General features: G+C 61.9%; 18 protein-coding genes. 15 read left to right on the top strand and 3 right to left on the bottom strand.

Annotated features, from left to right (window positions below):
* The first annotated feature begins 118 nt into the window (after positions 1–118).
* From ACJ8HT_RS21420 to ACJ8HT_RS21405, 4 genes are all read left to right on the top strand, one after another.
* The gene (locus ACJ8HT_RS21420) at positions 119–1,369 is read left to right on the top strand and encodes an SrfA family protein (protein ID WP_197653340.1); all 1,251 of its coding nucleotides are present in this window, start codon (positions 119–121) and stop codon (positions 1,367–1,369) included.
* Complete coding sequence (locus ACJ8HT_RS21415) at positions 1,369–4,314, top strand: virulence factor SrfB (protein WP_197653339.1); 2,946 nt, start codon at positions 1,369–1,371, stop codon at positions 4,312–4,314. Before ACJ8HT_RS21420 ends, ACJ8HT_RS21415 begins: the two co-directional genes overlap by 1 nt.
* Positions 4,311–6,491 (top strand): virulence factor SrfC family protein, encoded by a 2,181-nt coding sequence (locus ACJ8HT_RS21410; RefSeq protein ID WP_194571275.1) that lies wholly within the window; start codon positions 4,311–4,313, stop codon positions 6,489–6,491. The genes ACJ8HT_RS21415 and ACJ8HT_RS21410 overlap by 4 nt, the downstream gene beginning before the upstream one ends.
* A 94-nt stretch (positions 6,492–6,585) precedes the next feature.
* A complete protein-coding gene (locus tag ACJ8HT_RS21405) occupies positions 6,586–6,999 on the top strand; it encodes a VOC family protein (RefSeq protein ID WP_194571277.1) in 414 nt (137 codons plus the stop codon).
* Here ACJ8HT_RS21405 and ACJ8HT_RS21400 read toward each other — a convergent pair.
* Complete coding sequence (locus tag ACJ8HT_RS21400; protein ID WP_197653338.1) at positions 6,996–7,679, bottom strand: Crp/Fnr family transcriptional regulator; 684 nt, start codon at positions 7,677–7,679, stop codon at positions 6,996–6,998. The two genes, ACJ8HT_RS21405 and ACJ8HT_RS21400, sit on opposite strands and share 4 nt — an antisense overlap.
* A 161-nt stretch (positions 7,680–7,840) precedes the next feature.
* On the opposite strand from ACJ8HT_RS21400, the gene ACJ8HT_RS21395 reads away from it, so the two are divergent.
* Positions 7,841–8,782: a nucleoside hydrolase gene (locus ACJ8HT_RS21395; RefSeq protein WP_197653337.1), complete on the top strand. Its 942-nt coding sequence runs from the start codon at positions 7,841–7,843 to the stop codon at positions 8,780–8,782.
* A gap of 39 nt (positions 8,783–8,821) precedes the next feature.
* Positions 8,822–9,784, top strand: a complete 963-nt coding sequence (gene add / locus ACJ8HT_RS21390) for an adenosine deaminase (RefSeq protein WP_350429868.1) — start codon at positions 8,822–8,824, stop codon at positions 9,782–9,784.
* Between the two features lie 28 nt (positions 9,785–9,812).
* Here add and ACJ8HT_RS21385 read toward each other — a convergent pair whose 3' ends face one another.
* Positions 9,813–11,012 (bottom strand): NAD(P)/FAD-dependent oxidoreductase, encoded by a 1,200-nt coding sequence (locus ACJ8HT_RS21385; protein WP_197653335.1) that lies wholly within the window; start codon positions 11,010–11,012, stop codon positions 9,813–9,815.
* A 300-nt stretch (positions 11,013–11,312) separates the two neighbouring features.
* On the opposite strand from ACJ8HT_RS21385, the gene pitA reads away from it, so the two are divergent.
* The gene (gene pitA / locus ACJ8HT_RS21380) at positions 11,313–12,815 is read left to right on the top strand and encodes an inorganic phosphate transporter PitA (RefSeq protein WP_123892918.1); all 1,503 of its coding nucleotides are present in this window, start codon (positions 11,313–11,315) and stop codon (positions 12,813–12,815) included.
* Positions 12,816–12,888: 73 nt separating this feature from the next.
* On the opposite strand, the gene uspB is transcribed toward pitA, so the two are convergent.
* Positions 12,889–13,224, bottom strand: coding sequence for a universal stress protein UspB (gene uspB, locus ACJ8HT_RS21375; protein WP_016930435.1), 336 nt, complete (start codon positions 13,222–13,224; stop codon positions 12,889–12,891).
* A 423-nt stretch (positions 13,225–13,647) separates the two neighbouring features.
* Between uspB and ACJ8HT_RS21370 the strand changes: the two genes are divergently transcribed.
* From ACJ8HT_RS21370 to ACJ8HT_RS21335, 8 genes are all read left to right on the top strand, one after another.
* Positions 13,648–14,421 (top strand): SDR family oxidoreductase, encoded by a 774-nt coding sequence (locus ACJ8HT_RS21370; protein ID WP_197653334.1) that lies wholly within the window; start codon positions 13,648–13,650, stop codon positions 14,419–14,421.
* A 103-nt stretch (positions 14,422–14,524) separates the two neighbouring features.
* Positions 14,525–15,433 carry a LysR family transcriptional regulator gene (locus ACJ8HT_RS21365; protein WP_197653333.1) on the top strand — a complete coding sequence of 303 codons (909 nt, stop codon included), beginning with the start codon at positions 14,525–14,527 and terminating at the stop codon, positions 15,431–15,433.
* 267 nt (positions 15,434–15,700) lie between these two features.
* A complete protein-coding gene (gene uspA / locus ACJ8HT_RS21360) occupies positions 15,701–16,138 on the top strand; it encodes a universal stress protein UspA (RefSeq protein ID WP_004930988.1) in 438 nt (145 codons plus the stop codon).
* Positions 16,139–16,337: 199 nt separating this feature from the next.
* Positions 16,338–17,681, top strand: a complete 1,344-nt coding sequence (gene gdhA / locus ACJ8HT_RS21355) for an NADP-specific glutamate dehydrogenase (RefSeq protein ID WP_060441424.1) — start codon at positions 16,338–16,340, stop codon at positions 17,679–17,681.
* A 329-nt stretch (positions 17,682–18,010) separates the two neighbouring features.
* Positions 18,011–18,997, top strand: coding sequence for an autoinducer 2 ABC transporter substrate-binding protein (locus ACJ8HT_RS21350; RefSeq protein WP_033636379.1), 987 nt, complete (start codon positions 18,011–18,013; stop codon positions 18,995–18,997).
* A 105-nt stretch (positions 18,998–19,102) separates the two neighbouring features.
* Positions 19,103–20,602 carry a sugar ABC transporter ATP-binding protein gene (locus tag ACJ8HT_RS21345; protein ID WP_197653332.1) on the top strand — a complete coding sequence of 500 codons (1,500 nt, stop codon included), beginning with the start codon at positions 19,103–19,105 and terminating at the stop codon, positions 20,600–20,602.
* Positions 20,595–21,584, top strand: a complete 990-nt coding sequence (locus ACJ8HT_RS21340; protein ID WP_047729644.1) for an ABC transporter permease — start codon at positions 20,595–20,597, stop codon at positions 21,582–21,584. The genes ACJ8HT_RS21345 and ACJ8HT_RS21340 overlap by 8 nt, the downstream gene beginning before the upstream one ends.
* 1 nt (position 21,585) lies before the next feature.
* On the top strand, positions 21,586–22,539 hold the full coding sequence (locus ACJ8HT_RS21335; protein ID WP_197653331.1) for an ABC transporter permease: 954 nt from the start codon (positions 21,586–21,588) through the stop codon (positions 22,537–22,539).
* Positions 22,540–22,542 lie beyond the last annotated feature (3 nt).

The raw sequence follows: 22,542 nt of genomic DNA, 5'->3' as shown, positions 1-22,542 counted from the left end.
GCGCCGCTAACGCCAAAGAAGGGCGTTTTTCGGGCTGTCCTTGGCCGTTTGGCGGCTCTGCCTGCGGGGTATCATGGACTTTTATGCGTTTTTGCAGAACAGGACAAGGTGCGGTGCCGTGGTGAAACCCTTCTTACGCAGTGGCAGTTTGGATGATGTGCTGGCTTTAGGCGAAAACGGCCAACCGGTCTACGCCTGCGCGCAGCAGCTGCGGGAAACCCTGCGTCTTCGCCGACAGCAGCAGGCCGCCGACTGTCTGGCGATCCCCCAGCCGAACGAAAGCGGCACCCGCATCGACTGGTATGCCCCCTTCCCCGGCAAGGTCACCTCCTGGCTGGCGGCGAGCGACGCCCAGCGCGCGCAGGCGGTGCGCCACCTGGAACATTGCCTGACGACCTTCCGCAGCCTGACGGAACAGGCCCAGGCGACCGATCACCCCAGCCATCGTCTGTTCGGCGCGCTGCTGGCCAAAGCGCTGCACATGCCCGACCCCAACCACGTTTACCTGGTGGACGACCGGCCGGTGCTGACCTTCTGGGGCTTTATCAAGCCACAGGCGCAGAGCCCGGACGATCCTTTGGCCTGCCTGCGCCCGATCGAAGCAGAGGTGAAAGTCGAAGTGGAAAAACCGGCGCCGATCGCCGCCGCTCCGCGTAAAACGGCCATTGTCGAGCCGGTAAAACCGGCCCCGGCCGCCGAGCCCGAACCGCTGCCTGCCCCGGCAGCGCCTATCGAATCCCCTGCCGTCGTTCGCCCTCGCCGGCGCTACGCTCTCTGGCTCTTGCTCATACTGCTGCTAGGCAGCGCGGCACTGGCCACCTGGCTGCACCGCTCACCGCCGCCGCAACCGGCGATGCCGGCAGAGGTTCAGCCTCCGGCGCCGCCGGAAAAAGCCGCCGCGCCGTTGCCCAAACTGCGCTTGCCGTTGGCGCACGCGACGCTGATGCCGCCGCCACCGGCGCCGGTCATCCCGCAGCCGGCGGACAAGAATGCGCTGGTGCTGCCGCCCGAGGCGGTGAAAGCCGGCTCCACCCGTTTCCTTAACGGCAAATGGCGCGCCACGGTGGCGCTGAAAGACCCGATCACCGGCAAACGCCCCGGCCTGCAATACCGTCTGAACGGCGGCAAAGGCAGCGCCATCATCGCCTACGGCGACGGCGTCAGCTGCCGGGTGGCGGTCGAAGCCGGGCTGATGCAGTCCGGCAATCTGGTGATCAACAGCCGCACCAAGGCGCGCTGCAGCGACGGCAGCCGCTACCAGATCCCGGAGATCGTTTGCCGCCAGGGCGAAACCGGCGCGGCGGAGTGCACCGGCCGCTACGATGCGGACACCACCTATCCCATGACGTTCAAGCGCGAGAGTAAATGATGCTGGCACCCCTTACGGACTACAAACACGGCATTACGCTGATTCAGGACAGCGGTATTCAGTTTCTGGACTTTGCCCTGACGCCGCTGCTGGACGCCGAGTTTCCCGGCAAATTCGTGCGCAAGACCGCCAGCGGGCCGCTGCTGCGCCTGCAATGGGAGGCCGAGAGCGGCAAATACCAGCTGCCGGCCGCGAACGGCCAGGCCGCCGAAGTGGTGCGGCCGGAGTTCAGCTATCCGCTGCAGCAGTCGCTGCGCCTGCTGGATAAGCTCTGGCTGCCGCTGCCCTTCTTGCGCCACACCCCGGCGGGCCTGTTTTTGTCAGGCCCGGACAACTGGGCGCGCCTGCAGGTGGTGCAGCTGGATGAACCGGATCAGGACGGCAACCTGCTGCGCGTGGTGCTGGCCTTCGACACCCGCGCCGCCGCGCCCGGCCAGGAGACGCTGGCGCCGGGCGAAAGCGATCTCGGCACCGATCTTCGTTTCGCGCTGGCGCACCGCAACCACGAACTGGTCGAGTTTCTCGATCTGACCTGGGTAGACGGCTGGCTGCGCGAGGCATTCAGCCAACGCGCCGCCGAGCGAGAGCAGCGCGCCGAAGCGGAGATCAATGCCGGGCTGAAAACCTTCGAGTATCAGGCGCATTACCTCAACCTGCTGCACATGCTCGGCCACCAGCTGGCGGTGCCGCAGATAAAAATGGTGGCGGCGACGCTGCAGCAACCGGCGATCGACGTCGATCTGGTGCTGGATGTCGGCAACTCGCACACCTGCGGCGTGCTGGTCGAGGACCATCCGGAGGAGAGTAACGGCCTGAAGCAAACCTACGAGCTGCAGCTGCGTTCGCTGTCCGAACCGCACCGCGTCTACAACGAACTGTTCGAGAGCCGGGTAGAGTTTTCGCAGACCGGGTTCGGCAAGCCACATCTGTCGTTCCAGAGCGGGCGCGACGACGCCTTCCAGTGGCCGTCCATCACCCGCGTCGGCCGTGAAGCCGCGCAGTTGGCGCAGCGGCGAACGGGCCATGAAGGCACTACCGGCATTTCCAGCCCGCGCCGCTACCTGTGGGACGAGGAACGCTATGCGCCCGGCTGGCGCTTCAACGAGCGGCACGAGCCGATGGCCGCCGCCGCACCGTTGACCACCCTCATCAACGACGAAGGCGTGCCGCTGTCCGCCCTGCCGATGGCGCAACGGCTGCCGGTGTTCGCCGCCCATTACAGCCGTAGCGCGGTGATGACGCTGATGCTGAGTGAGCTGCTGGCGCAGGCGCTGATGCAGATCAACAGCATCGCCCAGCGCAGCCGCATGCCGAACGCCGCCGCGCCGCGCCGTTTGCGCGCCATCATTCTGACGCTGCCTTCGGCCATGCCGAAACCGGAGCGCGAGATTTTCCGCCGCCGCATGCAGGAGGCGATCGGGCTGGTGTGGAAGGCCCTCGGCTGGCACCCGCAGGATGCGCCGTTCGACGGCACGCACACCCGCTTCCCGGTGCCGCAGGTGCAGATGGAGTGGGACGAGGCCACCTGCGGCCAGATGGTCTATCTGTACAATGAAACCCAGGTGAACTTCGCCGGCCGCACCGACGCCTTTTTCGCCGCCATGGCCCGGCCCGACCGGCCGCTGGCACCGGGTGAGCAGGCGGGTAAAACGCTGCGCATCGCCTCCATCGACATCGGCGGCGGCACCACGGATCTGGCGATCACACACTATTCGCTCGACGACGGCGTGGGCAATAACATCAAAATCAACCCGCGCCTGCTGTTCCGCGAGGGCTTTAAAGTCGCCGGCGACGATATCCTGCTGGACGCCATCCAGCAGTTTATCCTGCCCGCAGTGCAGCAGGCGTTCGAAGCCGCCGGCGTGAGCGCCGCCCCGGCATTGATGGATAGGCTGTTCGGCAACGAAGGGCGTATGGACGGGCTTTCCACCCTGCGTCAGCAGGCCGCGCTGCAGATTTTCATGCCCGCCGGACGCGCGCTGCTCGGCGCCTATGAAGAATACGATCCGCTGGACAGCCGGGCGGAAATCGCCGCCAGCCTGGGCGATCTGCTGCCGCAGCCGCCGACGCCGCAGGTGCTGGCGTTTATCAATGGCGAGGTGCAGCGCGAAGCCGACAGCGACGCCTTCGATATTCTGCACACCCCGCTGGTGATCCGCCTGGCCGATCTGCACGCCGCCTTCTTGTCCGATCGCATCGGCATCGGCCGCTGCCTGCGCCTGCTGGCTGAGGTGGTAGCGCTGTATACCTGCGACGTGCTGCTGTTGACCGGCCGCCCGGCGCGTTTCCCCGGCGTGCAGGCGCTGCTGCGCCATCTGCAGCCGCTGCCCGCCAGCCGTATTCTGCCGCTCGAGGGCTACCACACCCGCAGCTGGTACCCGTTCAACAAACGCGGCCGCATCGACAACCCGAAATCCACCGCCGCGGTGGGCGCCATGCTGTGCCTGCTGGCGATCGACCTTCGCCTGGAGAGCTTTTACTTCAACGTCGGCGATTTCCAGCCCTACTCCACCATTCGCCATCTGGGCATGCTGGACGGCAACAACATGCTGGCGGACGATAACGTTTATTACCGCGACATCGATCTGGATCGCGCCGACTTCGCGCTCGACCCCGCCGGCAGCTTCCAGCTGCGCGGCCCGCTGCGCCTGGGCTTCCGCCAACTGGACAACGAACGTTGGCCGGCCTCGCCGCTCTATACGCTGACCATCAATGACGCCCTGCTGGCGCGCAAGCTGGCCGGCGATGCGGTGATCATCCTGCGGCTGGCCATTACCGCCAGCGCCGAACAGGGCGCCGAAAGCGTCAAGATCGCACAGGCGGTAATGGCCGACGGCAGCCCCGTTCCGGCGCACCACCTGCAACTGAAACTCAATACCCTGGCTGCCAGTGCCTCCGGCGCGACCCACTACTGGATAGACAGCGGGAGCATTTACCCACGATGAAAGCCACCACTACCGCCCAATCGGCCCCGAACCACGCACTCAGCACCGGCATTCTGCAGGCGATCGACTGGGTGGACGCCGCGCGCCGGCAGTCCACTCGTTTGGAACAGGAGGCGGATCGCCTGACGCTGCGCCTGCGCCGTTGCCATAACCGCGCGCTGCAATTGGCGAATGCGCAACCTGAGCAGGTCGCTATCGGCCTGTACGGCCACAACGCCGCCGCCAAGGCCCACCTGCTGGCGGCGCTGGCCCCCGGCGCAGAAAGGCTGCACGCAGACGCCGCGCTGGCGGTTCGTTACTGCGCCGCCGCGCCGTCGCCGTGCGCCGAGTATCCTCTCGCCCTCGCGCTGCTCGATGAAGCGCAGTGGCTGGCCATCACCCTCGATGCCGCCGCGATGGGCGGCTTCCGACTGGACTGGGACGCCCGCGCGATCGCCGGCCATCTGCAAGCGTTGGCGCGCCACCGCCAAACCGTCGCCCTCGACGGCCTCAGCGACAGCGATGTGCTGACACTGTGGGATAGCCAACGCCGCCACGGCGACAAGGGGCAACAGACGCTGGACAGGCATTTCTGGCCACAGGCCGTGGCGCTGGCGCCGCAGTTGAGCATCGACGATCGCGCGCGCCTGTTTGCGCCGCTGTGGGGAGAGGAAGCAACGCTGACGGCGCGTTATCGCCAGCTGGCACACACGCTGCATGCCCTCGGCGGCAGCCGACAGGTTCATGCTCCGCACCGCGCCTTGCCGCTGCTGACCGCGAGCGCCGCAGCGGAAAACGCTACGATCGTCGTGATGGCCGAACACGGCGGTAAACGGGAGATCGCGCTGAGCGATCTGACCTGGCTGACCGCCGAAGTGACTACCGTTCTGCCGCAAACGACGCAGGCGGCCCTGCCCGCCGACGTGGCGCTGATCGACCTGCCCGGCAGCCGCGCCTGCCCGCAGGCGGAACCGACGCAGCGGCTGCAACAGGCGAAACGCGCCCATTTGCTGACCCGCTGCGCAGACGGCCTGCACGCCAACCTGCTGCTGGTAGCCGATGCCGCCGCCATGCCGCAGGACGCCGCCCGCATCGGCCAGGCGCTCGCCAACTGGGTCAACCAGACTCAGGGGGAAACCCCGGCGCTGCGCCAGCGCCGCAAGCCTGGCCTGATCTGGGCGGTCACACCGTTCGACCAACGCGGGGAAGGCAAAGCGCGCCCCGACGACGCCGTACAGCGCCAGGTCGGCGAACCCGGCGACAGCTGGGCCACGCTGCTGGCGCTGGATGAACAGGATTGCCGCCGCATGGTGAGCTACCTGGCCACTCAGGCGCGCCCGGCCCAGAAGCAAGCGCGCCTGCTCGAACAACGCGAAGAGTTGCAGCGCGAGCTGACGGAAAGCCTGCTCGGTAACTGGCTCACCGCCGCCGATCCACACGCGGCGCAGCAACGCGGCCAGCAGCTGCTGCGAGCGCTGCAGGCGCAGGCCGGCCGCCACGGCGAACTGCTGGAACGGCTGTTGCCCCAGCGCGATACGTTGCGCCAGCTTTATCAGCAACAGCAGCACGCCGCGCCTGCCCCGGCGGCGACGCCTGCGCCGTTCGGGCTCGACATCGATCTGTTCGGCGCGCCGGAAGCCTCAGCGCCCGGCGAGCCCCCCGCGTTACCCTTTGCTACGCGGGTGTTCGCGGATTGGATCAACCATCTGCGCAGCCTGCCGGACAGCCACCGGTTGCTGGATCTGCTCGGCGTCGAAAAACCGCATCTGGAACTGCTGGTCGATGCGCTGATCGGTGCGGCCTGTCGCCTGCGGCTCGATGATGAGCTGGAACGCGCGCTGTGCGCCGGAGGCCTGCCGGACCAGAGCGAAGATCGGCAAATCAGCCAAGCGCTGGCGATACTGGGCGACTTTGTCGCCTGGCTCGGTTTCCAGCGGCGCGATGCGGCAACGCGCCCCGAGAGCCGCGTCAATCCCGGCCAGCCGATCTTTACCCCACCGCCGCAGCCGGCGGTGGACTGGAGCCGCCAGCAGCGGTTAACCCGGCTGGCGCCGACGCCGACCAAAAACACCGCGTTTTATATCTATGACTGGCTGATCGGCCTGCAAACCCTGCTGGCGGAGAATGCGGCGGCGGAAAGCGCACTCGGCGAGGCGCAACGCGCAGCGTTGGAAGAGATCGTGGCGACTCTGCGCTAAGCGGCGGCTCTGGCAGCAATAGGGGGAGAAAACAGGATAAATCGGGCGTTGCCGATTATGCTGATGAGTAATGCCGCGATTCTGGGAGAAAATCATGCCCCCTTTCAGCCTGAAGACTATCGACCATGTGGTTCTGCGCGTGCGCGATATGCAGAAAAGCCTGCATTTTTATACCCAGATCGTCGGCTGTGATATCGCCAAACGGCGGCCGGATTTGGGGCTGATGCACCTGCGCGCCGGGGCGGCCATGATTGATCTGGTCGACGTTAACGGCCAGCTTGGAAAAAAAGGCGGCGATGCGCCCGATCCTCACCGGCAAAATGTCGATCACCTCTGCCTGCGCATCGATCCTTTCAACGAAGACGAGCTGTTGACCTATCTGCGATCGCAAGGGATCGCCGTCGATCCTGCTGAATCGCGCTACGGCGCGGAAGGTGACGGGCCGTCGATTTACTTCAGCGATCCGGACGGCAATCGCATCGAGCTTAAGGGGCCGGCGATCGGCTAGATCCTGGCGCTCCCGTGGATGTCGGCCAGCCGTTGGCTATCCACCACCCGCAGCGATTTGTTTTTAAAGTGAATAATACCGTCCGCCGCGAGCTGCGCCAGCGCGCGGCTCAGCTGCCTGACGGAGATCCCTAATCTGCCCGCCAGCAACTCCCTGTTTTCGAGCTGAATCTGCACGCCTTCCTGCTTTATTTTAAATAACAGAAATTTACGCAACTTATATTCTGCCGTTAAGCCGCCGCTCGCATGCAGCAATGAAGCGTTAAGCAGCTTGTCGCTCAACTGCCGGCACATAAAGGCGAGGAAAACAGGATCGTGCATGGCCCGCTCTTTGATGGCCTCGATAGGTAACGTGAAGATCAGCGCGTCCGTGACCGCCTGTACGGTGCTGAACACCACCCGCTGCGCCTGGGAGAACAGCTCCAGATCGCCTATCACGGAGAAATCCGTTTCGAAGGAAAAGACGATGTGCATGCCGTTCACATCGTAATTCTCAACCTGCAATTTTCCCTGCACGAGAAAAAACAGGTGGGTCAACCGATCGCTTTGCGTCACCAGGTATTCACCGGCCTCGACCCTGACCAGGCGCAAAGCGGCCAGCAGCGGGGGCGAAAGCGCCGTTCGCAGATCGTGAGCTTCGATAAACGCTTCTTTCAGCTTGCTGTCACCGACAGTTTTCACGGCGATTCACTCCCAGGGTTTATCCGTTAACGTCTTGCATCCTATCTTTTCGGCTGCGCCCAGAATAGCCGGCGCACTTCAGAACGAAACAGGACATCTGACCTTTTTTGCCTCGGGCCGTCTGGGTATTTTCTCCGCAGACCCCACCCAAGGAGAGTGCCATGCGACATATTTTGATAGATACCGATACCGCCTCCGACGATGCCGTCGCCTTGCTGATGGCGTTGCGCGAGCCTGACGTGAGGGTGGAAGCGATCACCACGGTCGCAGGCAACTGCCCGCTTGAACAATGCGTCAAAAATGCGCTTATCTGCGTCGAAAAAGCGGGAACCTATGCCCCTCCGGTATACGCCGGCATGGCGAAACCGCTGTTCCGCACGCGCTATCACTCGCACCACATTCACGGCGAAGACGGCATGGGCGACATGGCCTTGCCCGACCCGCAGCTGACCGCCGCACCCATTCATGCCGTAGACGCCATCATCGACTGCGCCGCACGGCTCAATGGCGAGCTGGAAATCGTCACCCTCGGGCCGCTGACCAATCTCGCGATGGCGGTGCTAAAAGCGCCCGCGCTGGCCGAACAAGTGAAAAGGGTTTATGTCATGGGCGGTTCCGGGCTGACGCCGGGCAATATTACCCCGCTGGCCGAATTTAACTTCTACGCCGACGCTGAGGCCGCCCATCTGGTGCTGAATGCCGGGCTTCCCCTCACCCTCGTCGGTTGGGAGATCGGGATGGGAGAAGCGTTTATTGGCGAGGACGATGTTGAACGATTGCATCATCTCGGCGAACTGGGGCGCTTTGCCGTGCGCTGCAACCGCACGCTGATGGCGTTCAACGCCGGGCGCACAGAGCGTAAAGGCTTTGATTTGCCCGATCCGACCACCATGGCGGTGGCGCTCTACCCGGATATCGTCGAGACCAGTCTGGAGGCGTATTCCTGGGTTGAATATAAAAGTGAAAGGTCTTACGGCCATTACGTCATTGATTCCACCCATCTGACCGGCGAACCGGCCAATGCACGCGTGATCACCCGCATTAAACCCGGCCTGTTTAAAGAAAAACTGTTTTCGTTGTTATCTCAGCCGTTAATGAAATAAGTGGCCCGTATGAAATTCGATCCAAGAATATTGAAGAAAGTGGAATTACACGTCCATTTGGATACCTGTTTAAGCTACCACTATGTCAAAAAGATCGACCCGCAAATAACCAGAACGGCCTTTAATCGGCAATTTATCGCGCCGAAACGATGCGCCGATCTCGGAGACTTTTTAAACAAGATCGCACCGCAAATAGACCTCCTGCAGACGCGCCAGGCGATAACGCTGGCCGTCGATGACTTGTTCGCGCAGCTGGCGGCGGATAACGTCATCTATGCGGAAGTGCGCTTTGCCCCGCTGCTGCATACCCGGATGGGGTTAAGCGGTGAAGCGGTGGTCGAGACGGTGCTCGCCGCGATGCGTGACGCCGCGCAAACTTATGGCGTCGCCACCGGGCTGATCCTGTGCACGCTGCGGCATTTCGATGCGGCCGCCAGCCTGCAAACCGCCGGGCTCGTGGTTAACTTTCTGGGCCGCGGCGTGGTCGCGCTGGATTTGGCCGCCGACGAAGCGCGTTACCCGCTGGCCAATCACGTAGCGGCCTTTCGGGCGGTGCGCGAAGCCGGCGGCAACGTCATCGCCCACGCCGGCGAGGCGAAGGGCGCCGACAGCGTACGGGAAACGCTGGATTGGCTGCAGGTGTCGCGCATCGGCCACGGCGTCAGGAGCATCGAGGATGCTGCGCTTATCGAGCGCCTGATAACCACCGGCGTCCTGCTCGAGATCTGCCCCAGCTGCAATCTCGTCTGCAATCTGTTCGACAGCATCGACAGTCACCCGATAGACCGGCTGAAAAGGATGGGAGTGCGGCTGAACGTGAATACCGATGCGCGCACCGTCGCCGATACCACGCTGAACAAAGAGTACCAGCTGTTGCATGACGCCTTCGGCTGGCAGGATGACGATTTTAACCGCAGCAACCGACAGGCGTTGGAAGCGAGTTTTCTCGACGGCGATACTAAAATGAAATTAATGAATCAGCTCAAGGCCGGGCCAATGTGACCCGGTACGTTTCAAGGCTGAGCGGGTTTTAACGCTCCTGCGCCGCCAACGCCTGGGCGCACGCCCAGGCCGAGCTCCAGGCCCACTGGAAGTTGTAGCCGCCCAACCACCCGGTCACGTCCACCACTTCGCCAATAAAATAGAGCCCCGGCGCCTTGTGGGCTTCCATCGTCTTGGAGGAAAGTTCGTTGGTGTCGACGCCGCCGAGCGTCACTTCCGCCGTGCGGTAACCTTCGGTGCCGTTCGGCTGCACACGCCAGTTCTGCAACAGATCCACCAGCGCCGCCTGCTGCGGCGCATTCAGTTGCTTCAGCGTGGCCTCCGGCAGTTGTCCCAGGGTCTGCAAGCACTCCACCAGCCGCTTCGGCAAGTGCAGCGCCAGGGTGTTTTTCAGGCTTTGGTTCGGGTGCTCCCGGCGTTGGTCATCCAGGAAGACCGCCAAATCCAGCTCAGGAAGTAAGTTAACGCTCACATACTCACCCGGCTGCCAGTAGCTGGACAGCTGCAGCACCGCCGGGCCGGACAGGCCGCGATGGGTGAACAGGATGCTTTCACGGAAGCTGACGCCGTTCTCGGCGGTGATCACCGCCGGCACCGAGACACCGGACAGCGTCTGTAAATGCTCCAACAGCGGCTTATGCAGGGTAAAAGGCACCAGCCCGGCCCGCGTCGGCAGCACCTTGAGGCCGAACTGCTCCGCCAGCTTGTAACCGAACGGCGAAGCGCCCAGCCCCGGCATGGACAATCCACCGCTGGCCACCACAAGTGAGCGAGCACTTACTTTTTCACCATTCAGCGCCAGCGCGTAGCCATGTTCGGTTTTCTCCACGCCCAGCACTTCGCTGCGCAGACGCATCGTCACCTGGCCCAGTTCGCACTCTTTGACCAGCAGATCCACCACCTGCTGCGCCGAGTCGTCGCAGAACAGCTGCCCCAGCGTTTTTTCATGGTAGGCGATGCCGTAGCGGTTGATCAGATCGATGAAGTCCCACTGGGTGTAGCGCGCCAACGCCGACTTGCAGAAGTGCGGGTTGTTCGACAGATAGGCCGCCGGCTCGGCATACATATTGGTAAAGTTGCAGCGCCCGCCGCCGGACATCAGGATCTTGCGGCCCGGTTTTTTGCCGTTGTCGAGCAGCAACACGCGGCAACCGAGTTGCCCCGCCTGCGCGGCGCAAAACATGCCGGCGGCGCCCGCCCCAATCACTACGACATCAAACTGTTCCACCTGAGCCTCACTTATCAAAACCACAATCGCGACAAAAGAGCGCCATATTACGCCGTTTCGCCGCCGGTCACCGCCAAATTCACGGCGGCAGATTGTAAAGCCCCGGCGCCGCCAACGCCATAGTAAGAAAATATTACAGAGGTCAGAGGAGAATAACGCGTTGATATTTCATATTTTTGTTATAGACACGCCATCATTTCGTCATGTCCAAATCAAAAAAACGTCATATTTTCCTTTTCCCCGGCCCCGGTTGTCACTGATAATGCGCGGCGTTCATGTCCACAAACTGGCGTAACGCTTATGCTGCATTTGTTCGCTGGCCTGGATTTCCATACCGGCCTGATGTTAATTCTCGCATTGTTGTTCGTGTTGTTTTATGAAGCCATCAATGGTTTTCATGATACGGCCAATGCGGTCGCTACAGTTATTTATACCCGCGCCATGCGCTCGCAACTTGCGGTCGTGATGGCAGGTTTGTTCAACTTTCTTGGCGTAATGCTCGGCGGTTTGAGTGTTGCTTACGCCATCGTCCACTTGCTACCTACCGATCTGTTGTTGAACGTCAGTTCAGCACACGGATTAGCCATGGTCTTCTCCATGCTGTTGGCGGCAATCATCTGGAACCTCGGCACCTGGTATTTCGGTCTGCCGGCCTCCAGTTCCCATACGCTGATAGGCGCAATCATCGGTGTCGGTTTAACCAACGCCCTGATGACCCACACTTCGGTGGTGGATGCGCTTAACGTCCCGAAAATGATTGGTATTTTCCTTTCTCTGCTGTTCTCGCCGCTGGTCGGCATGATGGTGGCGGGAGTGATGGTGTTCGCCTTGCGCCGCTATTGGAGTGGCACCAAGAAACGCCAGCGTATCCACATGACCCCTGCGGAACGTGAAAAGGTCGACGGCAAACGCAAGCCGCCGTTCTGGACCCGTATCGCACTGATCCTGTCGGCGATTGGCGTCAGCTTCTCGCACGGCGCCAACGACGGCCAGAAAGGCATCGGCCTTATCATGCTGGTGCTGATCGGCGTTGCGCCGGCCGGTTTCGTGGTCAATATGAATGCAACCGGTTATGACATCACACGTACGCGTGATGCCGTGACCCACCTGCAACAATATTACCAGCAGCACGGTGATGCCCTGTCGCATGCGGTGTCATTGACGCCGCTGGTGCCAAGCCCGGATGACGAGGCCGAACCTAACAAGCCGGCCGAGTTCCACTGCGACAGTTCGCGCGCCATGCCGGCGATCGAGCTGGCTCAGGGCATGCTGACCAACCTGCAAAGCTACGATCAGCTGACGGTTGACCAGCGCAGCCACCTGCGCCGCCTGCTGATGTGCGTGACCGACACGGCGGATAAAGTCGCCAAGCTGCCGGAAACCTCATCCGCCGACCAGCGCTTCCTGAAGAACCTGCGTCAGGATCTGCTGCAGACCGTCGAGTACGCGCCGATGTGGATCATCGTCGCCGTCGCGCTGGCGCTGTCGCTCGGCACCATGGTGGGCTGGAAACGTGTGGCCACCACCATCGGCGAGAAGATCGGCAAGAAAGGCATGACCTACGCTCAGGGCGTGTCGGCCCAGATGACCGCGGCGCTGTCGATTGGCGTGGCGAGCTATACCGGCATGCCGGTCTCCACCACCCACGTTCTCTCTTCGGCAGTTGCCGGGACGATGATCGTGGACGGCGGCGGCGTACAGAGCAAAACCGTGAAGAACATTCTGTTGGCTTGGGTACTGACCCTGCCAATCTCGATTCTGCTTTCCGGTGCGCTGTATTGGGTCGCGTTGAAGCTGATCTAAGCGATAAGCATCATGAGAAAGGCGGCCGCAGGGCCGCCTTTTTTTTGCCTGCATCAAGGGAAACAGGAAGGCATTAATACCAGATCATCAGCGCTATCAGGCTGATGACCACCAGGCCGCACAGGGCCGAGGTCAGCATAAACTGCCCGCGCACCCGCTCGCAGCGGCGAATAAACTCCGGATCGTGGTGCTCGACATAGCGCTGCGCAAAGATATAGCGCACCAGCCTCAGCTGCTTACTGGGTTGCCCGTGGGCGGTGAAGAAACCGCCGCCGTCGACGTATTGGTACAGCAGCGGGTCACAGCCGCGCAATACCACCAGCAGCGCACGCAAAGAAGAGTAATAACGCACCATGTTTACCACACACACCACACATAAGGCCCAAAACAGCGCGACGGTACTGATCATGATTGCCCCCTCAAGGCGTTGTTATCCGCGGCCATCCGCCGGGTCCAACCGCCCTACCTCATTACCCGATACTCTGCTGGAGCTTACCGCTCTCATCCCCTTTTTTGCCTGCACGGGCCACGCCCATAACCCACCACCTCCGGAGACGTTACCGCACCGCACAGAGAGATTTGCACAGCGTGGTTCCACTCAGAGGGGAAATGGTGAGGCCCATATCCATCATTGTAGGTTAATGAAACGCAAACTGGCCTGAGCAGTGGATAAAATTTACCGAAACGACCTCCGCCGGGGCGTGCTGACGGCTCACCGCCGGCCGGTGATTGGTCGATTTTTCTGGATAGTCTATCCCGCCCCGCGCCGCTGATCTTTCCCCCCACGCTGGCTAGACTCAGGTTTCCGTTACGTTCATCCAAGGAAACTGTTATGGCAAACCATTCAATCAAAGGAAAAACCGTCCTCATCGCCGGCGGCGCCAAAAACCTCGGCGGGCTGATCGCGCGCGATTTGGCTGAACAAGGCGCAAAAGCGGTGGTAATCCACTACAACAGCGCCGCTTCCCAAGCCGAGGCGGAAAAAACCGTCGCCGCCATTCAGGCCGCCGGGGCGCAAGGCATCGCGCTGCAGGCCGATCTCACCACCGCGGGCGCGGTCGAAAAACTGTTCGCCGATGCGGTCGCCGCCGTCGGCAAGCCGGATATCGCCATCAATACCGTCGGCAAAGTGCTGAAAAAGCCGATGGTCGACATCAGCGAAGCCGAGTACGACGAGATGACGGCGGTCAACGCCAAAACCGCGTTCTTCTTCCTGAAAGAGGCGGGCAAACACCTCAACGACAACGGTAAAATCTGCACGCTGGTCACCTCGCTGCTCGGCGCCTTCACGCCGTTTTACGCCGCTTACGCCGGCACCAAAGCGCCGGTGGAACACTTCACCCGCGCCGCCGCCAAGGAGTTTGGCGAACGCGGTATCTCCGTGACGGCGGTCGGCCCCGGCCCGATGGACACCCCGTTCTTCTACCCGGCGGAGGGTGCGGATGCCGTGGCCTACCACAAGACGGCGGCGGCGCTGTCGCCGTTCAGCAAAACCGGCCTGACCGATATCGAAGACGTGGTGCCGTTCATCCGCCACCTGGTCAGCGACGGCTGGTGGATAACCGGCCAAACCATCCTGATCAACGGCGGCTACACCACCAAATAAGTTCGACGGGGGCACAGATGCCCCCGCACCTGCTCGCGCGCAACCGCGCCATGCGGCTACACTCTCTGTCAGAAACGGCGCCAAGGAACAGCAGGTCAACGAGATGGACAGATTCAATCAATACCGCGTATTCGTACAGGTGGCGGAAATGGGCAGCTTTATCCGGGCGGCCCATGCGCTGGAGGTGCCGCGCGCCTCGGTGTCCGCCGCCGTGCAACAGCTGGAAACGCAGCTGGGCGTGCGCCTGCTGCACCGCACCACGCGGCAGGTGCGGCTGACCGCCGACGGCGAACAGCTGCTCGAGCGGCTGCGCCCGCTGCTGGCCGAGGTGGAAGACATCGATCAGTCGTTTCAGGCCAGCCAGCGCCAGGCCTCCGGCCGGCTCAGCGTCGACGTGCCGAGCCGCATCGCCCGCCGGCTGATCGCGCCGGCGCTGCCCGGCCTGCTGCGGCGCCACCCTCATCTGCAGCTGGTGCTCGGCTCCGCCGATCGCGCCATCGATCTGGTGCAGGAAGGGGTCGACTGCGCGGTGCGCGTCGGCGATCTGCACGACAGCAGCCTGGTGATGCGCCCGCTCGGCCATATCGTGCTGATCAACTGCGCCAGCCCCGCTTACCTGGGCGAATTCGGCCATCCGCGCCAGCCCGGCGATCTCGTCGAGGGACACTGGAGCATCGGCTACGCCTCGCCCAAAACCGGCCGCGAATCCCCCTGGGAATACCTGGCCGACGACGGCCATACGCAACGGCTCGAACTGCCCAGCCGGGTGGTGGTCAACAACGCCGAAAGCTATATCGCCTGCTGCCGCGCCGGGCTGGGGCTGATGCAGATCCCGCGCTACGACGTGCAACACCTGCTCGACGCCGGTGAACTGGTGGAAGTCCTGCCCGGTTACCGCGCCGCTTCCATGCCGATCGCCCTGATCTACCCCCACCGCCGCCAGCGATCGCGCCGCCTGGCGGTGTTTCATGAGTGGTTTGAAAGCCTGCTGCAGCCGCATCTGGAGCGCTGATTGCACATTTAGCGCTATACTTTGTTTAATAACGCTTATAATTCAAGCGGTCAGACCGTCAGCATCCGCATAATCCATAGGCTTTTACGCCGCGCGGGTGTACAACGAAAGGTATCGGGCGGAGAGATTTTCGATGCGGCGCAGTGTGATCGCCCCAACATATCATTGCGTTATCCGAATGATACTATGGAACCAAAAGCGCCAGGCGGGTAAACGGAACGCCTGCTAACCCTTTTTAATCGGCATGTTTATGGAAGGAGTATTCTTATGGCTTACAAACACATACTGATCGCGGTGGACCTATCCCCGGAAAGCAAGATTCTGGTAGAAAAAGCCGTCTCGATGGCGCGGCCGTACAACGCTAAAGTTTCTCTGATCCACGTCGATGTCAACTATTCCGACCTCTATACCGGCCTTATCGACGTCAATCTCGGCGACATGCAAAAACGCATCTCCGAGGAAACCCATCAGGCGCTGACCGAGCTGTCGCAGAACGCCGGCTACCCGATCACCGAGACCCTGAGCGGCAGCGGCGATCTGGCGCAGGTATTGGTCGATGCCATCAAGAAATACGACATGGACCTGGTGCTGTGCGGCCACCACCAGGACTTCTGGAGCAAGCTGATGTCTTCGGCACGCCAGCTGATCAATACCGTGCACATCGACATGCTGATCGTGCCGCTGCGCGATGAAGAAGACGAATAAAGTAAGCACTTGCTAACTTAACTGCCCAACGCCCGCGCCCTGCGGGCGTTTTTCATGCCGCCGCGCCGATTAATCGCTTGATAATCAACCGCCCTCCGATGATATAGTCGCTAAAGACACAACATCCTCCCCCGAGCATCGCCTATACCCATATCTATAAGAAATAGCGGGGGAAATTTAATGCGAAAAGGAGTTATCCATGGAATATGCCGTATCGGTAGAGTCTTTCCTGTCCTCGTTACAACGCCATAACCCCCACCAGCCGGAATATCTGCAGGCGGTGCGCGAAGTATTCACCTCGCTGTGGCCGTTTATCGAACGCAACCCGCACTATCGCGAACAGGCGCTGTTGGAGCGCCTGGTGGAGCCCGAGCGCGTCATTCAGTTCCGCGTCAGCTGGGTGGACGATCGCGGCCAGGTGCAGGTCAACCGCGCCTTCCGCGTACAGTTCAACTCGGCTATCGGTCCCTACAAGGGCGGCATGCGCTTCCACCCGTCGGTGAACCTGTCGATCCTGAAGTTCCTCGGTTTTGAGCAGACCTTCAAGAACGCGTTGACCACCCTGCCGATGGGCGGCGGCAAAGGCGGCTCCGATTTCGATCCGAAGGGCAAAAGCCAGGGCGAGATCATGCGCTTCTGCCAGGCGCTGATGACCGAGCTGTATCGCCATCTGGGCCCGGACACCGACGTGCCGGCCGGCGATATCGGCGTCGGCGGCCGCGAAGTCGGCTTTATGGCCGGCATGATGAAAAAACTGTCCAACAATACCGCCTGCGTATTTACCGGCAAGGGCCTCTCCTTCGGCGGCAGCCTGATCCGCCCCGAGGCGACCGGCTATGGCCTGGTTTACTTCACCGATGCCATGCTGCAGCGCCACGGCCTGGGCTTTGAGGGCATGCGGGTGGCGGTGTCCGGCTCTGGCAACGTGGCGCAGTACACCATCGAGAAAGCGCTGGAGCTGGACGCGCGCGTGATCACCGTGTCGGATTCCGGCGGCACCCTGGTGGACGAAGACGGCTTCACCACCGAGAAGCTGGCGCACCTGGCGGAGATCAAAAACCAACGCTACGGCCGGGTGGCGGACTACGCCCGCGAACGCGGCCTGACGTATCTGGCGGGCCAGCAGCCGTGGAACGTGCCGGTGGATATCGCCCTGCCGTGCGCCACCCAGAACGAACTGGATCTCGAGGCGGCGCAGACGCTGATCCGCAACGGAGTGAAGGCGGTAGCGGAAGGCGCCAACATGCCGACCACCATCCAGGCCACCGACGCCTTCCTCGACGCCGGCGTGCTGTTCGCGCCGGGCAAGGCGGCCAACGCCGGCGGCGTGGCCACCTCGGGGCTGGAGATGGCGCAAAACGCCGCGCGCATCGGCTGGCGGGCAGAGAAAGTGGATGTACGTTTACAACATATCATGGCCGATATTCACCACGCCTGCGTGGAATACGGCGGCGAAGGCAAGCAAACCCACTACGTGCACGGCGCGAATATCGCCGGTTTCGTCAAGGTCGCGGACGCCATGCTGGCGCAGGGCGTGCTGTAATCCGTCTTAAAGGTGATCTTGTTCACACATCGATTAAATGCTTCAATGCCGGCCTCTGCGCCGGCATTTTTTTATGCTTTCCCGCCATTCAAATGATGCAAGTGCGTTAAATAAAAGTTAACAATAGGTTATTTATTACTTCTTAATCGGTAGTAAATTTACCACTGCCAAATAATTAAACATTTATTTAACACTAAATACGCCATTATTTTACTTAAATGTGCGCAGATCACATTTCATTAACTTCAGCTACGCCCCCTCTTCCATTCCTTTGTAATCTGCAGCGGTGGAAAAACCGCCACCCCTACAGATAAAAAAAGGTACAGCTAATGAAATTTAACCTCGCATTATTAAATGCATGTGTGGTTTCTGCGTGCATGTTATCGACAACACCTGTGTTCGCCGCTGATAAGTATGAGATTGCCGTGGTCGCTAAAGTGACCGGTATTCCGTGGTTCAACCGCATGGAAGTGGGCGTCAACGAAGCGGCGAAAAAACTCGACGTCAACGCCTACCAGACCGGCCCTTCTACGCCGGATCCGGCCGCGCAGGTCAAGGTGATTGAGGATCTGATCGCCAAAAACGTCAATGCCATCATCGTGGTGCCGAACGATGCCAAAGTGCTGGAGCCGGTGCTGAAAAAAGCGCGCGACAAAGGCATCGTGGTGCTGACCCATGAATCCCCGGACCAGCAGATCGGCCAGTGGGACATCGAGACCATCGACAGCGAGAAATACGCGCAGGCCAACGTCGATGAGCTGGCGAAAGACATGGGCGGCAAAGGCGGCTACGCGATCTACGTCGGCTCGCTGACCGTGCCACTGCACAACGCCTGGGCCGACTCCGCCATCAAATACCAGAAAGAAAAATACCCGGACATGTTTGAAGTCACCTCGCGCCTGCCGGTGGCGGAAAGCATCGACAAATCCTACGCCACCACGCTGGACCTGATGAAAACCTATCCGCAGATGAAGGGCATCATCGGCTTTGGCTCGCTCGGCCCGATCGGCGCCGGCCAGGCGGTGGCCAAGAAACGCGCCAAGGACAAGATCGCGGTGGTGGGCATCGCCATGCCGGCGCAGGCCGCCCCTTACCTGATGCGCGGTGACATCAAAAAAGCGCTGCTGTGGGATCCGAAAGACGCCGGTTATGCGCTGGTGACGGTGGCCGACCAGCTGCTGCAGGGCAAGGAAGTGAACAAAGACCTGTCGATCGAGGGCCTTGGCAAGGCTGACGTCGACATGGAACACAAAGTGATTCGGTTTAATAAGATTTTGGAAGTCACCAAAGACAACGCCCAATCGCTTGGATTCTGATTTTTCGCGTAATTTCGCTACACCGGGAAAGTAGTTAAACCCTCGTAGGGGCGCAGCATTGCTGCGCCCAGGGCTTCGGCCGCTACGCAAGCACAGGTTAACGTTATGACAGCCTCCCCCGCATTTATCACCCTGGAGAATATCAGCAAGCGATTCCCAGGCGTGCTGGCATTAGACCAGATCAACCTGACGCTGAATAAAGGCGAAGTGCACTGCCTGGCCGGGCAAAACGGCTGCGGCAAAAGCACCATCATTAAAATTATCTCCGGCGTCTATCAGCCGGAAAAAGGCGCCAACATTTCGCTGGAAGGCAAACTCTTCCACGCCCTGACGCCGCAGCTGTCCGGTTATTACGGCATACAGGTGATCTACCAGGACCTGTCGCTGTTCCCCAATCTGACGGTGGCGGAGAACATCGCCATCCACCGTTACCTGCCCGGCGGCCACTTCTGGGTGCGCAAGCGATTGATGCGCCAGACGGCGCTCGACGCCATGGCGCGGGTCGGCATACTCATCGACCCTGATAAAAAGGTGGAAAAACTGTCGATCGCCGATCGGCAGCTGGTGGCGATTTGCCGCGCCATCGCCGCCGAGGCGCGGCTGGTTATCATGGACGAACCGACCGCCTCGCTGACCCGCCAGGAGGTCGACGGCCTGCTGCGGGTGGTCAACGAGCTGAAGGCGGCCGGCATCTGCGTGGTATTCGTCAGCCACAGATTGGACGAAGTGATGGAAGTCGCCGATCGCATCAGCGTGATGCGCGACGGCAAGCTGGTAGGCACCTGGCCGGCCAGCGAACTGGACAGCCATGAACTGGCGTTCCTGATGACCGGCCAACGCTTCCACTACAGCCCGCTGCCGCCGCTGCCGCCGGCCGAACAGGCGCCGCTGCTCGAGGTGCGCAACCTCAGCCGCGGCGAGAAATACCGCAACGTCAATCTGGCGCTGCGCGGCGGCGAGATCGTCTCGATCGTCGGCCTGCTCGGCGCCGGCCGCACCGAACTGTGCCTCAGCCTGTTCGGCATGACGCGGCCGGACAGCGGCGAGATCCGCATCGAGGGCCAGGCGGTGCAGCTGCACAACAACCGCGAAGCGGTGCGCCACGGCATCGGCTATGTGTCGGAGGATCGCCTGACGCAGGGGCTGATCATGGAACAATCCATCTACGACAACACCATCGTCACCGTCTTCGATCGGCTGCATACCTCGCTCGGGCTGTTGGATCACGCCAAGGCGACCGAGCTGGTCAACCGGCTGATCCGCGATCTGAACATCAAGGTGTCCGACAGCGCGTTGCCGGTGAAAACCCTGTCCGGCGGCAACGCCCAACGCATCGCCATCGCCAAATGGGTGGCGACCCAGCCGAAGATCCTGATCCTCGACTCGCCCACCGTCGGCGTGGACATCGCCAACAAAGAGGGGATCTACCAGATCGCCCGCGATCTGGCGCAGCTGGGCATGGCGGTGCTGATGATCTGCGACGAGATCCCGGAAGCCTATTACAACAGCCATCGGGTGATGGTGATGCGCAAGGGTGAACTGATCGCCGAATTCGCGCCGCACCAGAGTACCGAGCAACAGATCGCCGAGGTGGTGAATGGATAAGTCATTATTGGCCCGCCTGGCCGGGCGGCACGAGTTTTATCTCGGCCTGTTGGTGCTGCTGCTGGCGATCGGCCTGAGCGCCGGCACCGACGAATTTCTGACGCTCGGCAACCTGACCGACGTCGCCACCAGCTACGCCATTCTCGGCATCCTGGCCTGCGGGCTGTTCGTGGTGCTGATCGCCGGCGGCATCGACATTTCGTTCCCGGCGGTCACCGCCATCGCCCAGTATGTGATGGCCAGCTGGGTGATCCAGCACGGCGGCAGCTTCCCGCTGGCGTTCGCCCTGGCGATCGGGGTCGGCCTGCTGCTCGGGCTGGTGAACGGTTTCCTGGTGTACTGGCTGAAAGTGCCGGCGATCATCATCACCATCGCCACCCTTAACCTGTTCTACGGCCTGCTGGTGTACGCCACCAACGGCACCTGGCTGTACGGCTTCCCGGACTGGTTCATGAACGGCATCAACTGGTTCTCGTTCCAGGGTGCCGACGGCTACGACTACGGCCTCACGCTGCCGCTGCTGTGCCTGCTGGGGACCATCGTCGTCACCGGCGTGCTGATGAACCGCACCCGGCTGGGGCGCCAGATCTACGCGATGGGCGGCAACCGCGACGCGGCGTCGCGCCTGGGGTTGAACCTGCTGCGGCTGCATTTTTGCGTCTACGGCTACATGGGCATTCTGGCCGGCGTCGCGGCGGTGGTGCAGGCGCAGATCACCCAGTCGGTGGCCCCCAACTCGCTGCTCGGCTTCGAGCTGACGGTATTGGCGGCGGTGGTGCTGGGCGGCACCAGCATGAGCGGCGGCCGCGGCTCGTTGACCGGCACCCTGCTCGGCGTGGTGCTGCTGGCCTTCCTGCAAAACGGGCTGACGCTGCTCAGCGTCTCGGCCTATTGGCACCAGGTATTCAGCGGCGCGATCATTTTGATCAGCATCAGCACCACCGCCTGGAACGAAAAACGCAAGCTGCTCAAGGAGATCTGACATGACGCAGTTAACTCGGTTGATCCCAAGCGATCGGATCATTCGCCTGCAGGGCGCGATCATCATCGCGGTGGCGCTGCTCTTCGCCGGGCTGCTCGGATCGCGCTTCTTCAGCCTCGGCAACTTCCAGTCGATCGCTTCGCAGCTGCCGATCCTCGGCCTGCTGGCGCTCGGCATGGGCATTACCATGCTGACCGGCGGCATCAACCTGTCGATCATCGCCGGCGCCAACGCCTGTTCGCTGGTGATGGCGGCGATCATCGTCAGCCATCCCGATCAGCCGCTGTTCCTGGCGCTGGCGCTGTTGGCCGGCCTGCTGGTGGCGGTGGCGATGGGCGCGCTGAACGGCGTGCTGGTGGCCTGGATCGGCGTTTCGCCAATCCTCGCCTCGCTCGGCACCATGACGCTGATCACCGGCCTGAACATCCTGCTGTCCAACGGCGCGGTGATCTCCGGCTTCCCGGCGGCGATTCAATTTCTCGGCAACGGCGCCGTGCTCGGCGTGCCGGTGGCGCTGATCCTGTTCCTGCTGGTGGCGGCCGGGCTGTGGCTGCTGCTGGAACACACCACGCTGGGCCGCAGCCTGTACCTGATCGGCTCTAACGAACAGGCCACCCGCTTCAGCGGCGTGAACACCGCGCGGGTGCAGATCGCGGTGTATATCCTGTCGGCGCTGCTCGGCTGGGGCGCCGCCCTGCTGATGATGGCCAAGTTCAACTCGGCCAAGGCCGGCTACGGCGAATCTTATCTGCTGGTGACCATTCTGGCCTCGGTGCTGGGCGGCATTAACCCGGACGGCGGTTTCGGCCGTATTCTGGGGCTGGTGCTGGCGCTGATCGTGCTGCAAATGTTGGAAAGCGGCCTCAATCTGCTGGGGGTCAGCAGCTACCTGACCATGGCCCTGTGGGGCGGCGTGCTGATCCTGTTTATCGCGTTACAGAATCGAAAAGCCTGAGGA

This window comes from Serratia sp. CY44782, assembly GCF_052168715.1.
In the GTDB taxonomy this organism is placed as follows: Bacteria; Pseudomonadota; Gammaproteobacteria; order Enterobacterales; family Enterobacteriaceae; genus Serratia; species Serratia nevei.
This window is presented reverse-complemented; position numbering and strand designations above follow the sequence as displayed.